Source organism: Salmonella sp. NW177, assembly GCF_051811585.1.
In the GTDB taxonomy this organism is placed as follows: domain Bacteria; phylum Pseudomonadota; class Gammaproteobacteria; order Enterobacterales; family Enterobacteriaceae; genus Salmonella; species Salmonella enterica.
The window spans coordinates 1-14,279 of record NZ_JAMMZV010000013.1 but is presented as its reverse complement, the minus strand read 5'-3'; the positions used below and the strand labels follow the sequence as shown (position 1 = coordinate 14,279).

At 51.4% G+C, this 14,279-nt stretch carries 16 protein-coding genes and 1 pseudogene; 13 read left to right on the top strand and 4 right to left on the bottom strand.

Going from position 1 to position 14,279, the window contains the following annotated elements; translation table 11 throughout:
• The first annotated feature begins 1 nt into the window (after position 1).
• Positions 2 to 1,447 carry a metalloprotease TldD gene (gene tldD, locus NA986_RS23315; RefSeq protein WP_000055940.1) on the top strand — a complete coding sequence of 482 codons (1,446 nt, stop codon included), beginning with the start codon at positions 2 to 4 and terminating at the stop codon, positions 1,445 to 1,447.
• A gap of 121 nt (positions 1,448 to 1,568) precedes the next feature.
• On the opposite strand, the gene aaeR is transcribed toward tldD, so the two are convergent.
• Positions 1,569 to 2,498 (bottom strand): HTH-type transcriptional activator AaeR, encoded by a 930-nt coding sequence (gene aaeR / locus NA986_RS23310; protein WP_000440300.1) that lies wholly within the window; start codon positions 2,496 to 2,498, stop codon positions 1,569 to 1,571.
• A 181-nt stretch (positions 2,499 to 2,679) separates the two neighbouring features.
• Between aaeR and aaeX the strand changes: the two genes are divergently transcribed.
• The 4 genes from aaeX (at position 2,680) to NA986_RS23290 (ending at position 6,240) form a co-directional block, all read left to right on the top strand.
• Positions 2,680 to 2,883 carry a p-hydroxybenzoic acid efflux pump operon protein AaeX gene (gene aaeX, locus NA986_RS23305; protein ID WP_000051840.1) on the top strand — a complete coding sequence of 68 codons (204 nt, stop codon included), beginning with the start codon at positions 2,680 to 2,682 and terminating at the stop codon, positions 2,881 to 2,883.
• 7 nt (positions 2,884 to 2,890) lie between these two features.
• Complete coding sequence (aaeA, locus tag NA986_RS23300; RefSeq protein WP_000855134.1) at positions 2,891 to 3,823, top strand: p-hydroxybenzoic acid efflux pump subunit AaeA; 933 nt, start codon at positions 2,891 to 2,893, stop codon at positions 3,821 to 3,823.
• Positions 3,824 to 3,828: 5 nt separating this feature from the next.
• Positions 3,829 to 5,796: a p-hydroxybenzoic acid efflux pump subunit AaeB gene (gene aaeB / locus NA986_RS23295; protein ID WP_000510913.1), complete on the top strand. Its 1,968-nt coding sequence runs from the start codon at positions 3,829 to 3,831 to the stop codon at positions 5,794 to 5,796.
• Positions 5,797 to 5,967: 171 nt separating this feature from the next.
• Positions 5,968 to 6,240: a barstar family protein gene (locus tag NA986_RS23290; RefSeq protein ID WP_001103887.1), complete on the top strand. Its 273-nt coding sequence runs from the start codon at positions 5,968 to 5,970 to the stop codon at positions 6,238 to 6,240.
• 59 nt (positions 6,241 to 6,299) lie between these two features.
• Here the strand turns inward: NA986_RS23290 and yhcN-B are convergent, their stop codons facing one another.
• The 3 genes from yhcN-B to argR all read right to left on the bottom strand — a co-directional run bounded on the left by yhcN-B (position 6,300) and on the right by argR (position 7,768).
• The gene (yhcN-B, locus tag NA986_RS23285) at positions 6,300 to 6,566 is read right to left on the bottom strand and encodes a DUF1471 family stress response protein YhcN-B (RefSeq protein ID WP_000853277.1); all 267 of its coding nucleotides are present in this window, start codon (positions 6,564 to 6,566) and stop codon (positions 6,300 to 6,302) included.
• A gap of 103 nt (positions 6,567 to 6,669) precedes the next feature.
• Positions 6,670 to 6,933 (bottom strand): peroxide/acid stress response protein YhcN, encoded by a 264-nt coding sequence (gene yhcN / locus NA986_RS23280; protein WP_000695693.1) that lies wholly within the window; start codon positions 6,931 to 6,933, stop codon positions 6,670 to 6,672.
• Between the two features lie 364 nt (positions 6,934 to 7,297).
• Positions 7,298 to 7,768 carry a transcriptional regulator ArgR gene (gene argR, locus NA986_RS23275; RefSeq protein WP_001257852.1) on the bottom strand — a complete coding sequence of 157 codons (471 nt, stop codon included), beginning with the start codon at positions 7,766 to 7,768 and terminating at the stop codon, positions 7,298 to 7,300.
• A 414-nt stretch (positions 7,769 to 8,182) separates the two neighbouring features.
• Between argR and mdh the strand changes: the two genes are divergently transcribed.
• The 8 genes and pseudogenes from mdh to NA986_RS23235 all read left to right on the top strand — a co-directional run.
• Positions 8,183 to 9,121, top strand: coding sequence for a malate dehydrogenase (gene mdh, locus NA986_RS23270; protein ID WP_000861586.1), 939 nt, complete (start codon positions 8,183 to 8,185; stop codon positions 9,119 to 9,121).
• 119 nt (positions 9,122 to 9,240) lie between these two features.
• The gene (locus NA986_RS23265; protein WP_000723776.1) at positions 9,241 to 9,870 is read left to right on the top strand and encodes a GntR family transcriptional regulator; all 630 of its coding nucleotides are present in this window, start codon (positions 9,241 to 9,243) and stop codon (positions 9,868 to 9,870) included.
• A complete protein-coding gene (locus NA986_RS23260) occupies positions 9,857 to 10,522 on the top strand; it encodes a GntR family transcriptional regulator (RefSeq protein ID WP_001171581.1) in 666 nt (221 codons plus the stop codon). Before NA986_RS23265 ends, NA986_RS23260 begins: the two co-directional genes overlap by 14 nt.
• A gap of 210 nt (positions 10,523 to 10,732) precedes the next feature.
• On the top strand, positions 10,733 to 12,001 hold the full coding sequence (locus tag NA986_RS23255; RefSeq protein ID WP_000433390.1) for an SLC13 family permease: 1,269 nt from the start codon (positions 10,733 to 10,735) through the stop codon (positions 11,999 to 12,001).
• Between the two features lie 32 nt (positions 12,002 to 12,033).
• Positions 12,034 to 12,933, top strand: a complete 900-nt coding sequence (gene ttdA / locus NA986_RS23250; RefSeq protein ID WP_000045349.1) for a L(+)-tartrate dehydratase subunit alpha — start codon at positions 12,034 to 12,036, stop codon at positions 12,931 to 12,933.
• Complete coding sequence (ttdB, locus tag NA986_RS23245; protein ID WP_000162405.1) at positions 12,933 to 13,550, top strand: L(+)-tartrate dehydratase subunit beta; 618 nt, start codon at positions 12,933 to 12,935, stop codon at positions 13,548 to 13,550. The genes ttdA and ttdB overlap by 1 nt, the downstream gene beginning before the upstream one ends.
• A 156-nt stretch (positions 13,551 to 13,706) precedes the next feature.
• Complete coding sequence (locus NA986_RS23240) at positions 13,707 to 13,949, top strand: oxaloacetate decarboxylase subunit gamma (RefSeq protein WP_000180120.1); 243 nt, start codon at positions 13,707 to 13,709, stop codon at positions 13,947 to 13,949.
• Between the two features lie 15 nt (positions 13,950 to 13,964).
• Positions 13,965 to 14,279, top strand: a pseudogene (locus tag NA986_RS23235) (sodium-extruding oxaloacetate decarboxylase subunit alpha); the annotation flags it as partial.

Below are 14,279 nucleotides of genomic sequence, written 5' to 3'. Positions count from 1 at the left end.
GATGAGTCTGAACCTGGTAAGTGAACAATTGCTAGCGGCGAATGGCCTGAACCATCAGGATCTGTTCGCTATTTTGGGCCAACTGGCCGAACGCCGTCTTGATTATGGCGACCTCTATTTTCAGTCGAGCTATCACGAATCCTGGGTTTTAGAAGACCGCATCATTAAAGATGGTTCATATAATATCGACCAGGGCGTTGGCGTTCGCGCCATTAGTGGCGAAAAAACCGGTTTTGCTTATGCTGACCAGATAAGCCTCCTGGCGCTGGAGCAGAGTGCGCAGGCAGCGCGAACCATTGTACGCGAGAACGGCGAAGGCAAGGTAAAAACGCTCGCCGCCGTAGCGCATCAGCCGCTCTACACCACCCTTGATCCGCTGCAAAGTATGAGCCGCGAAGAGAAGCTGGATATCCTCAGACGCGTTGATAAAGTGGCGCGAGAAGCCGATAAACGCGTGCAGGAAGTTAACGCCAGCCTGACCGGCGTATATGAATTAATCCTCGTGGCGGCGACCGACGGGACGCTGGCGGCGGATGTCCGTCCACTGGTGCGGTTGTCCGTTAGCGTGCAGGTGGAAGAAGACGGTAAACGCGAGCGCGGCGCCAGCGGCGGCGGCGGTCGCTTTGGTTATGAGTATTTTCTTGCCGATCTCGACGGCGAGGTTCGCGCCGACGCGTGGGCGAAAGAAGCGGTACGCATGGCGCTGGTTAATCTCTCCGCGGTCGCTGCGCCAGCGGGGACGTTACCGGTGGTTCTGGGTGCCGGGTGGCCGGGCGTATTGCTGCACGAAGCGGTCGGTCACGGGCTGGAAGGTGATTTTAACCGTCGTGGGACGTCTGTGTTTAGCGGTCAGATCGGCGAGCAGGTTGCCTCCGCGCTTTGCACCGTAGTGGACGACGGCACAATGATGAACCGTCGCGGCTCCGTTGCTATCGATGATGAAGGTACGCCAGGCCAGTACAACGTATTGATTGAAAATGGCGTGCTGAAAGGATACATGCAGGACAAGCTGAACGCGCGCCTGATGGGCGCTGCGCCGACCGGTAACGGGCGTCGCGAATCTTATGCGCATCTGCCAATGCCGCGTATGACGAATACCTATATGTTGGCGGGGCAGTCAACGCCGCAGGAAATTATCGAATCCGTTGAGTACGGCATCTATGCGCCTAACTTTGGCGGCGGTCAGGTGGATATCACCTCCGGCAAGTTTGTGTTCTCTACCTCGGAAGCGTATCTGATTGAAAACGGCAAAGTCACGACGCCGGTGAAGGGCGCGACGTTGATTGGATCAGGCATTGAAACGATGCAACAGATCTCCATGGTCGGCAACGACCTTAAGCTGGATAACGGGGTGGGGGTCTGCGGTAAAGAGGGTCAAAGTCTGCCGGTAGGCGTAGGCCAGCCGACGCTGAAAGTCGATAACCTGACGGTTGGCGGCACCGCATAACTGTCCGCCTTATCAGGCCTGTGGTGTGTGCCGCCCAGGCCTGATAAGCGCAGCGCCATCAGGCAATGTCTGCGTCGGGTGGCATCTGGCTACAATCGTCTTCAGCAATTACCCGGTGTTTTTATTTTTCTTTCCCTCGCCCGTGCATTCCCTGAAACAGGTGTGCGACATCGACAAAATAGTCAGTTAACGCGTTAATCACTACCTGCACTTTAAGCGGCAGCTTATCTTTTTCGGTGTACAGCGCGTACACCGGACGAGGATCGGACTGATAGCGAGGCAGCAGGATCTCCAGATCGCCACGATTGATCTCATCGATCACCCACATCAGCGGCACATAGGCGATTCCGGTTCCGGCGGTCAGCCAGCGTACCAGCGTCATCGGATCGTTAGTGACGAACCGCCCCTGTGGAATCAGTCGGGTAGAAATTCCTTCCGGCGCGATAAGTTCAAACTCATTATCCGGGCGCACGCTATATTCCAGCCAGGAATGGCTACTGAGATCGGCGGGTTTTTCCGGGACGCCGTACTGAGCGAGGTAGGGCTTGGCGGCGCACACAACCATCGGCATCGCGCCGAGTCGACGGGAAAACAGGCTGGAGTCTTGCAGCGCGCCCACTCGGATCACCACGTCCAGCCCGTCGGCAATTAAATCCGGGGCCGGAATTCCTGTCACCAGATTGACCGCCAGACCGGGATACTCTTTTAATAATTTTGCGGTAAGCCCGGCCAGCACATTTTGCGCCATGGTTGAAGAACAGCCGATACGCAATGTACCGATAGGCGTGTTATTAAAAGCGTAAAGCTGCTCGTGAACATCCTGCACTTCATGCAGCATACGACGACAGCCCTGATAATAGATTTTTCCAGCTTCGGTGAGCCCAATGCTGCGTGTGCTGCGGTTGAGCAATTTAACCTGAAGCTCATCTTCCAGTTTCGCCACAGTCTGGCTGATGGACGATACGCTCATTTGCAGCTGTCTGGCTGCGGCGGTAAAAGAGCCAAACTCGACAACTTTGGCGAATACCGACATTCGTTTTAATCGTTCCATTATTCACTCTGGCTTAAAAGTGATTTAGATCACATAATATAGATAACAGCATAACAATTACGTTAATATACTATTATTCGAATAAGAGCTATGTCGCTCTCGCCTGGCGTCTCTTGCCCTTCTCTGCGGCGATGTAGCTTAACAATCTATCGCCTGCTCTCTCTCAGAAATCAAGGTCAACATGAGTCTGTTTCCCGTTATCGTGGTGTTTGGTCTTTCCTTCCCACCGATATTTTTCGAATTGCTTTTGTCACTGGCTATTTTTTGGCTGGTGCGTCGGATGCTTGTGCCGACGGGTATCTATGATTTTGTCTGGCATCCGGCTCTGTTCAATACCGCGCTGTATTGTTGTCTGTTTTATTTAATATCGCGCCTGTTCGTTTGAGGTTGAAGTGAAAACACTAACAAGAAAACTCTCCCGTACGGCCATTACCCTCGTACTGGTTATTCTGGCCTTTATCGCCATTTTCCGCGCCTGGGTGTATTACACCGAATCTCCCTGGACGCGCGACGCGCGTTTTAGCGCCGATGTCGTCGCTATTGCCCCGGATGTCGCGGGCCTGATTACCCATGTAAACGTGCATGATAACCAACTGGTGAAAAAGGATCAGGTTCTGTTTACCATCGATCAGCCACGCTATCAAAAAGCGCTGGCGGAAGCGGAAGCTGATGTAGCCTATTATCAGGTCCTGGCGCAGGAAAAACGCCAGGAAGCCGGTCGCCGTAATCGCCTCGGCGTACAGGCGATGTCCCGGGAAGAGATCGATCAGGCGAACAACGTCTTGCAGACGGTACTGCATCAACTGGCTAAAGCCCAGGCGACGCGCGATCTGGCTAAACTCGATCTGGAACGCACCGTCATTCGCGCGCCTGCCGACGGCTGGGTAACTAACCTCAATGTTTATGCCGGTGAATTTATTACCCGCGGTTCCACAGCCGTCGCCCTGGTGAAAAAGAACTCTTTTTACGTGCAAGCCTATATGGAAGAGACCAAGCTGGAAGGCGTGCGTCCGGGATATCGTGCCGAAATCACGCCGCTTGGCAGCAACCGGGTATTAAAAGGTACCGTCGATAGCGTGGCGGCAGGGGTAACGAATGCCAGCAGTACCAGCGATGCGAAAGGGATGGCGACGATAGACTCTAACCTCGAATGGGTGCGTCTGGCCCAGCGTGTCCCGGTGCGTATCCGGCTCGACGAGCAGCAGGGGAATTTGTGGCCTGCCGGTACGACGGCAACCGTCGTGATCACCGGTAAGCAGGATCGTGACGCAAGCCAGGACTCCTTCTTCCGTAAACTGGCGCACCGGCTGCGCGAATTCGGTTAATCGTCATGGGCATTTTCTCCATTGCCAACCAGCACATTCGCTTTGCGGTAAAGCTGGCGTGCGCCATTGTGCTGGCATTATTTATCGGCTTCCATTTTCAACTGGAGACGCCGCGTTGGGCGGTGCTGACCGCCGCGATCGTGGCGGCAGGCCCGGCATTTGCCGCTGGCGGGGAACCCTATTCCGGCGCTATCCGTTATCGCGGAATGTTGCGTATTATCGGGACGTTTATTGGCTGTATCGCCGCGCTTATCATTATTATCTCTATGATCCGCGCGCCGCTATTGATGATTCTGGTGTGCTGTGTCTGGGCCGGTTTTTGTACCTGGATCTCCTCTTTAGTACGGATCGAAAACTCTTATGCGTGGGGACTGTCAGGTTATACTGCGCTGATCATTGTGATTACCATTCAGACGGAGCCGCTGCTTACGCCGCAATTTGCGCTTGAGCGCTGTAGCGAAATCGTCATCGGCATTGGCTGCGCTATTTTAGCGGATCTGCTTTTCTCGCCGCGATCGATAAAGCAGGAGGTTGATCGCGAACTGGACAGTTTACTGGTAGCGCAATATCAGCTAATGCAACTTTGTATTAAGCATGGCGACAGCGAAGAAGTCGACAACGCCTGGGGCGATCTGGTGCGACGCACGGCGGCGCTGGAGGGGATGCGAAGTAATCTGAATATGGAATCTTCGCGCTGGGTACGCGCTAACCGCCGCCTGAAAGCGTTGAATACGCTTTCGCTCACGCTGATTACGCAATCCTGTGAAACTTATCTTATTCAAAACACGCGGCCGGAACTGATTACCGATACATTCCGGGAACTGTTCGAGACGCCGGTTGAAACGGTACAGGACGTCCACAGGCAGTTAAAACGGATGCGGCGTGTCATTGTCTGGACCGGCGAGCGCGAAACGCCCGTCACGCTTTATAGCTGGGTAGGCGCTGCGACGCGCTATCTGCTGCTTAAACGCGGCGTGATCAGCAACACCAAAATCAGCGCGACGGAAGAAGAGATCCTGCAAGGCGAGCCCGTAGTTAAAGTGGAATCCGCTGAACGTCACCATGCGATGGTGAACTTCTGGCGCACCACGCTTTCCTGCATTCTGGGGACATTATTCTGGCTATGGACCGGCTGGACATCGGGTAATGGCGCGATGGTGATGATTGCCGTGGTGACCTCGCTGGCGATGCGTTTACCCAATCCGCGCATGGTCTGCATTGATTTTATTTATGGCACTCTGGCGGCGTTGCCGCTGGGATTGCTCTATTTCCTGGTGATTATTCCCAATACGCAGCAAAGTATGCTGTTGTTATGTTTGAGCCTGGCGGTATTGGGGTTCTTTATCGGCATTGAGGTCCAGAAACGGCGTCTGGGGTCGATGGGGGCGCTGGCCAGTACGATTAACATTATTGTGTTGGATAATCCGATGACGTTCCATTTCAGCCAGTTCCTCGACAGCGCGTTGGGGCAAATTGTCGGCTGTATGCTGGCGTTTATCGTCATCCTGCTGGTGCGTGATAAATCCAAAGATCGAACCGGTCGCGTGCTGCTTAATCAGTTTGTTTCCGCTGCGGTCTCGGCAATGACGACTAACGTGGTACGTCGTAAAGAAAACCGTCTGCCTGCGTTATATCAGCAACTCTTTTTGCTGATGAATAAATTCCCTGGCGATTTGCCGAAGTTTCGCCTGGCGCTAACGATGATCATTGCTCATCAACGTCTGCGCGACGCGCCGATACCGGTTAATGAGGATCTGTCAGTGTTCCACCGCCAGCTTCGTCGTACCGCAGACCATGTTATTTCCGCCGGAAGCGATGATAAACGGCGACGCTACTTTGGTCAGTTGCTGGATGAGCTGGATATCTATCAGGAGAAATTACGTATCTGGGAGGCGCCGCCGCAGGTGACGGAACCGGTTAAACGCCTGACGGGCATGTTACATAAATACCAGAACGCGCTTACCGATAGCTAACCCACAAGAACCGATGCCAAAAGCGTCGGTTTTTTTATGACTATACTTATTTGAGATACAAAAACAGCGCAAGAGTGCTCCGGGGCTAAAAGCGTTTCTGGAAGTGAAACCTCTGCATAATGATGCTTAGTAGTAAAACAGACAATTGTCTGTCGGGGATGGTGGCTGGCTATGAATGTCTATACTTTTGATTTTAATGATATTAAAAACCAAAGCGATTTTTATCGCGAGTTTACGCAGACGTTTGGTCTTGCCAGTGAGAAAGTAAGCGATCTTGATACATTATGGGATGCGGTAATGAGCGATATCTTACCCCTACCGCTAGAGATTGAGTTCGTTCACCTGCCTGATAAACTGCGCAGGCGCTACGGGGCGCTGATTTTACTCTTTGATGAAGCGGAAGAAGAGCTGGAGGGACGGCTACGATTTAATGTCCGGCATTGAAAAAGCATAAAAAAGCCCCCGACAGGCGGGGGCAAGTCGTCGGGTTAGACGACGAGGGTTTACTTATACAACTCGGCGGTGGCGTGCCAGTTATCACCTTCTTTTAATTCGATGATGCGATAGCTATTAGCGCCTGCTTTTTCGGCTTTAGCGACGATCTCCTGGCGCATATCCATTGGCGTACTGCCAATCTGCGAGACGGAAATGGTGCCCATCGGTTGCAGATTCTGCGCCTGTTCCGCGTTGACCTGGTGTACTGCGGCATTTGCGCCGAAAGAGAGCAGAGTGGCCAGGCCGAGTGATGCGATAATGTATTTCGTTTTCATGGTCTTTTATTCCTTTATAGGGTCAACCTCGTGGATTAATGGGCTTTTCTTATGCGATATCTCCGCGAAGCAATGACACGTTATATGCGATGGCAGGTGAATTTTATTTGTACAGTTCGGCAGTGGCGTGCCAGTTGCTGCCGCTACGCGCTTCGGTAATGTGGTAGGCCGTAGCGCCTTGTTCATCCGCTTTTTTGCTCAGCATGGCGTTCATATCCATAGGCGATGAGCCGATAGCGCTGACTGAAACCGATCCGATTGCTTCACGGTTTTGCGCTTGCTCTGCGCTGATAGGTTCTGCGGCGAAAGCGCCAAAAGAGAGAACGGACAGAATACTTAATGTTGCAACAGTGGTTTTGATTTTCATGATTTTTACCTCGTCGAATTCCTTTACTGGGGTCTTTGTTTCGTGACCCTCATCACAAAATTAAGTATACACTAATCACGCGATTAATTAATACCACGCTAATTGTTTCTGCTTTTTAAAGATATTAAAAATTTTATTTTTTATAACGTTATGGAATTAAAATTGCTGTTTTTCGCCGCTGCTGTTTAAAAAATAAAAGAAAATCAATCGGTTAAAAAATTTGACATTTTGTGCGTTTTTTTGATTTGTCATTCATGTGGTGAATGTTTAAGGGCATGATTTGCCAAATGATAGCTGTACAGGAAAGCGGCGAGGGGAGAGGACAAAAAGGTGCCTCCGCCGTACGACGACGGAGGAAGTGGGACTAAAGCTCTTGTTCAAAAAGTTCCAGAATGGCTTCGTACAGATCTCTTACGGAAAAGCCGCTGGCAGGCGTAGTGAAGATAGTATCGTCGCCGGCAATCGTGCCGAGAATACCTTCTGCTTTCCCCAGTGAATCCAGCAGGCGCGCGATGAGTTGTGCCGCGCCGGGGCTGGTATGAATCACCACGACAGCGTCGTTATAGTCGATATCCAGCACCAGATTTTTCAACGGACTGGATGTTGTTGGGACGCCCAGTTCAGCCGGAAGACAGTACACCATTTCCATTTTTGCGTTACGTGTACGCACTGCGCCGAACTTAGTCAACATGCGCGAGACCTTGGACTGATTGATATTTTCAAAGCCCTGATCCTGCAACGCGAGGACGATTTCGCCTTGTGAGCTGAATTTTTCTTCTTTGAGGAGCGCTTTAAACGCTCTTACTAGTTCTTCTTGTTTAGCCGAGCTTCGCATAAGTCACCCGTAATATGGCGGTAGAAACAACATTATTGTGCATACAGATGAATTTTTATGCAAACAGTCTGCCTTGTTTAAGGCTGAAATAATGTTATGAAAGAGCGGAATTTTATCAAATTTCGTTATCAAGAAACATGCCTGTGTCACGCCTCGCAAATAAGATTAAAAGTAAATTAATTGTTATCAAAATGATGTTGTTTTGAGAGGATAGTAGGGTATATTGTCACCACCTGTAGGAACGTTGCTCTCTGGTTGCAGTCGATCCGGATTACGCAAATTAAATGCATAAAAGCCAAAATTGCGCGACTCCGCATTCTTGATGAGTGAGGATTGTAATCATTGAATTTGTGAATTAAGGTCGCCGCCGCGGAGCAATAGACACTTAGCTAATCATATAATAAGGAGTTTAGGATGAAAGTCGCAGTCCTCGGCGCTGCTGGTGGTATCGGTCAGGCGCTGGCATTACTTTTAAAAAACCAACTGCCTTCAGGTTCAGAACTCTCCCTGTACGACATCGCTCCAGTGACTCCCGGTGTGGCCGTTGATTTGAGCCACATCCCCACCGCTGTAAAAATCAAAGGTTTCTCCGGTGAAGACGCAACCCCGGCGCTTGAAGGCGCTGACGTAGTACTGATTTCTGCGGGTGTGGCGCGTAAGCCGGGTATGGACCGTTCCGATCTGTTTAACGTTAACGCTGGCATCGTGAAAAACCTGGTGCAGCAGATCGCTAAAACCTGCCCGAAAGCGTGCGTGGGCATTATCACCAACCCGGTGAACACCACCGTTGCGATTGCGGCGGAAGTGCTGAAAAAAGCAGGCGTATACGACAAAAACAAACTGTTTGGCGTTACCACGCTGGATATCATCCGCTCTAATACCTTTGTCGCAGAGCTGAAAGGTAAGCTGCCAACGGAAGTTGAAGTTCCGGTGATTGGCGGACACTCCGGCGTGACGATTCTGCCGCTGCTGTCGCAGATTCCAGGCGTAAGTTTTACCGAACAAGAAGCGGCCGAGCTGACTAAACGTATTCAGAACGCCGGTACTGAAGTCGTCGAGGCGAAAGCCGGCGGCGGATCGGCAACCCTCTCTATGGGCCAGGCTGCCGCGCGTTTCGGTCTTTCTCTGGTTCGCGCTCTGCAGGGCGAAAAAGGCGTGGTGGAATGCGCCTATGTGGAAGGCGACGGTCAGTATGCCCGTTTCTTCTCTCAGCCGCTGCTGCTGGGTAAAAACGGTGTAGAAGAGCGTAAATCCATCGGCACACTGAGCGCTTTCGAGCAACATTCGCTGGACGCTATGCTGGATACGCTGAAAAAAGATATTCAGTTGGGTGAAGATTTTATTAATAAATAAGCTGTTCCTGCCCGATGCCGGGGCTTTTGCTCCGGCTTCTTTGACTGTAAACAAGCCACGAAATCAAGTACTAAATCTGCTAAACTCCTCACGTCTTATCGGTTATTAACGAGAACGTCGTGAAAAAGATCCAAAGAACGCAAACCCGCGATCACATTACGCAAATGCTTCGCTATGAAATTCTTTCCGGCAATATAAAAGCGGGAGAAGAACTCGCGCAGGAAAGTATTGCGGAGCAGCTTGGTCTTTCACGAATGCCGGTTCGAGAAGCGCTACAGTCACTCGAACAGGAAGGTTTTTTAATCCGACTGCCCAACAGGCACATGCAGGTCGCGCATCTTGAGGCCGATCGCGTGAGTCATATTTTTCGCGTGATTGCCGCGATGGCCGCCGAAATGTTTTCGCTGATACCCAGCGAAGTAGGCGATGCCCTCCTGATACGTGCGCAAGCGCTGGCTGTCGCAGAAGACAAATCCTGCGAACTGGAGTGTCATGCGATGCTGATTTCTTATGTGAATAACCGCTATCTGGAAAAGGTGTATCAGCAGTTCCTGGACGGTTATGTCTCTTATGTTATTTTGCATCTGAAAAAAGATAATCAGGAGTCGGCGCAGCTTTTCGCTGAACTGGCTGACGTCATACGCCAGGGGCGGCGTGATGAGATTGGGCAAGTTATGCAGCGTTATTTCCTCTCTTTAGCAGAAATAATGCGTCAACATATGAAGGATTGGGAAAGTGCAGAAGCCTAAGTTAGGGAAGATTAAGCTTCTTTCAGCGAAAGAACAGGTCGCGGCAGTGCTGCGTAAAGCGATTCTTTCGAGGGAGTTAGTGGAAGGGCAGGAGATTACGTTAGAAGGCATTGCCGGAATGGTCGGCGTGTCCAGTATGCCAGTGCGCGAGGCGTTTCAGATTCTGGCGGCGGATGGGCTGATAAAAGTGCGCCCTAATAAAGGGGCGGTGGTGTTGGGCATCAATGAACAAACGATCCGTGAACACTATGAAATTCGCGCGCTGTTAGAAAGTGAGGCGGTGGCTAAAGCTTCTCGTCCTGGCACCGATATCTCGCGGATAGCCCAGGTGCATTATGCCGCTGAAAAGGCTCTCGCGGAAAATAACTCGGCGGAATACTCCGACCTGAATCAGGCATTTCATATGGAAATATGGAATGTTGCTGGCAACGAAAAAATGAAAATGTTGCTCTGTAATATGTGGAACGGCCTGTCGATGGGCCATAAGGTCACCGAAGAAGAGTATGCCGTGATTTCCATTCAGGAACATAAAAGTATTCTGCAAGCTCTTGAACTTCATGATGAAACATTGGCACGCCAGCGCATGCGCGAACACATTATTCGCTCAATGGAGAATATGCTGACCCGCTATGTTGGTGACCCTTCTGCCTGATCTTTTCGCCTGCGTGAGCATCGCAGGCGCTTCAACCAATTCTTCAATTCTATTAATCACGTCCAGTAACGATCTAACCACGATCTTGATGTAGATCCCACTCCTGCATCTTTCCTGAGAAACGATTTGACTTAGTTTTTGTATGGGAATAATTTCTCCCTGTCAACATTGGATACAATATCATATATCATTGATTGGATAATTATAAATATGGAACCCATTACCCTTACCTTATGTTTATTGGTGTTCGCTATCGTCATGTTTGTATGGGAAAAAGTGCCACTGGCCGTCACTTCCATGATTGTCTGCGTGGCCTTAGTGATCACCGGCGTTCTGAATATCAAACAGGCCTTTGCTGGCTTTATCGACACTAACGTTATCCTCTTTGTCGCGATGTTCATCGTGGGCGGTGCGTTGTTCGAGACCGGTATGGCAAACAAAGTGGGCGGCGTCATCACGCGCTTCGCGAAAACAGAAAAACAGCTGATCTTCACCATTATGGTGGTGGTGGGTTTGATGTCTGGCGTCCTCTCTAACACCGGTACCGCTGCGGTTTTGATTCCGGTGGTGATCGGCGTGGCGGCAAAATCGGGCTTCTCGCGTTCTCGTCTACTGATGCCGCTGGTTTTCGCCGCTGCGTTGGGCGGTAACCTGTCGTTAATTGGCGCGCCGGGAAATCTTATCGCGCAGTCTGCGCTACAGAATATTGGCGGCGGCTTTGGCTTTTTTGAATACGCAAAAATCGGTCTCCCGATGCTCATCTGCGGCATTCTCTACTTCCTGACTATTGGCTATCGCTTTCTGCCGAATAATGCGACCGGCGGTGAGGTGGGGAGCGTCGGGGAGCAACGTGACTACAGCCATGTTCCACAGTGGAAACAACGGCTCTCACTCGTGGTGTTGATCGCAACGATCCTCGGCATGATCTTTGAGAAGAAGATCGGTGTCAGCCTGGCCGTGACCGGTTGTATTGGCGCTCTTGTGCTGGTCGTAAGCGGCGTACTCACGGAAAAACAGGCCTATAAAGCCATTGATTCACAGACTATTTTTATCTTTGGCGGCACCCTGGCGCTGGCAAAAGCGCTGGAAATGACCGGGGCAGGCAAGCTGGTTGCGGACTATGTAATCGGCATGCTGGGGCAAAACTCCTCACCGTTCATGTTGCTGATCGCCGTTTTCGCCTTATCCGTTGTGATGACCAACTTTATGTCCAATACCGCAACGACAGCGCTATTGGTGCCGGTGAGTTTGTCCATTGCCGCAGGCATGGGGGCCGACCCGCGTGCGGTTCTGATGGCGACGGTCATTGGCGGTTCCTGCGCCTACGCAACCCCTATCGGTATGCCTGCCAACATGATGGTGCTCTCCGCGGGTGGCTATAAATTTGTCGACTACGCTAAGGCCGGTATCCCCCTGATTATCGTTTCAACCATTGTCAGCTTGATCCTGCTGCCAATCCTTTTCCCTTTTCATCCGTAATTAACGGAAGCTGTTCTGACTAAGGAGCATTTATGAGCAAAAGTGAACAGATATCCCATATGACCGACGTTATGGCCAAGTTTGTGGGATATACCGGCAAAGTTTTGCCTGATGATGTCACTGCAAAACTGGAAGATTTGCATAAGAAAGAGACCAGTAAACTGGCCGACGTCATCTTTACTACCATGATTGAGAACCAGCGTCTGGCGAAAGAGCTGGATCGACCTTCCTGCCAGGACACCGGTGTCATTCAGTTTCTGGTGGAGTGCGGGACGAACTTTCCGCTGATTGGCGAGCTGGAAGCGTTGTTGCGTGAGGCGGTGATCAAAGCAACTGTAGATTCTCCGCTGCGCCACAACAGCGTAGAAACTTTTGATGAATACAACACTGGTAAAAACGTGGGTAAAGGTACGCCGACGGTCTTCTGGGAAATCGTTCCCAATTCCGATCAGTGCAGCATTTATACCTATATGGCAGGCGGTGGTTGTTCTCTGCCGGGGAAAGCGATGGTGCTGATGCCGGGTGCAGGCTATGAAGGTGTGACCCGCTTTGTACTGGATGTGATGACCAGCTACGGCCTCAACGCGTGTCCGCCGCTGCTGGTTGGCGTGGGCGTAGCGACCTCTGTTGAAACGGCGGCACTGCTATCGAAAAAAGCGCTGATGCGTCCGATCGGTTCGCATAACGAGAATGAGCGTGCAGCCTCGCTGGAAAAAATGCTGGAAGACGGCATTAACAAAATTGGCCTGGGGCCGCAGGGGATGTCCGGTAATACCTCCGTTATGGGCGTGAACATTGAAAACACCGCGCGTCATCCTTCTACCATCGGCGTGGCGGTAAACGTCGGCTGCTGGTCGCACCGTAAAGGGCATATCGTTTTCGATAAAGATTTGAATTACACCATTACGTCTCACAGCGGAGTGAATTTCTGATGACTAAAAAAATCCTGACTACGCCAATTAAAGATGAAGATTTAGCGGATATTAAGGCTGGCGATATTATTTATCTCAACGGTCATATTGTTACCTGCCGTGACGTAGCCCATCGCCGTTTAATTGAAGGTGGTCGCGAACTTCCGGTAGATGTTCGCGGCGGCGCTATTTTACACGCTGGCCCCATTGTCCGCCCAATTAAAGGCGAAGACGATAAGTTTGAAATGGTCTCCGTTGGCCCAACCACCAGCATGCGTATGGAGAAATTCGAAAAAGAGTTTATTGCGCAGACCGGCGTGAAATTAATTGTTGGTAAAGGCGGTATGGGTAAAGGTACCGAAGAGGGCTGTGCTGAACACAAAGCGCTGCACTGCGTATTCCCTGCCGGTTGTGCGGTTGTAGCCGCCGTGTGCGTGGAAGAAATTGAAGATGCCCAATGGCGCGATCTGGGGATGCCGGAAACGCTGTGGGTCTGTCGGGTTAAAGAGTTTGGCCCGCTGATTGTTTCTATTGATACCCATGGGAATAATCTGTTTGAACAGAACAAAATTATTTTTAATCAGCGTAAAGAGATCGTCGCTGATGAAATATGCCAGAACGTAAGTTTTATCAAATAAACCTGATTACGTAAATTGCACGATAATGGTGGTAATACGTTATGACGATAATAATAACCAAGGGCTCTGGCCGGGGGCGGCTCAGGGAAATCCACCCTTATTATTTCATCGTCATAAATAGCCCCATTATCGTGCCTCCTGCCTGAAGGCTATTTTATGACTAATGCAGCTCTGCTATTAGGTGAAGGCTTCACCCTGATGTTCCTCGGCATGGGGTTCGTGCTGGCGTTTCTGTTCCTGCTGATTTTCGCCATCCGCGGCATGTCCGCCGTGATTACTCGCTTCTTCCCGGAACCCGTCGCCGCGCCCGCACCGCGCGCCGTTCCCGCCGTGGACGACTTCACCCGCTTAAAGCCGGTGATTGCCGCCGCCATTCACCATCACCGCCTTAACGCTTAATTTCCGGAGGGATCCATGACTATTGCCATTACCGATGTCGTCCTGCGCGACGCCCACCAGTCCCTGTTCGCCACCCGCCTGCGCCTTGATGACATGCTGCCGATTGCCGCTCAGCTCGACGACGTGGGCTACGGGTCGCTGGAGTGCTGGGGCGGCGCCACCTTTGACGCCTGTATCCGCTTTCTCGGCGAAGATCCGTGGCTGCGCCTGCGCGAGCTTAAAAAGGCCATGCCGAAGACTCCCCTGCAGATGCTGCTGCGCGGCCAGAACCTGCTCGGCTACCGCCACTACGCCGATGATGTGGTGGAGCGCTTCGTTGAACGCGCGGTG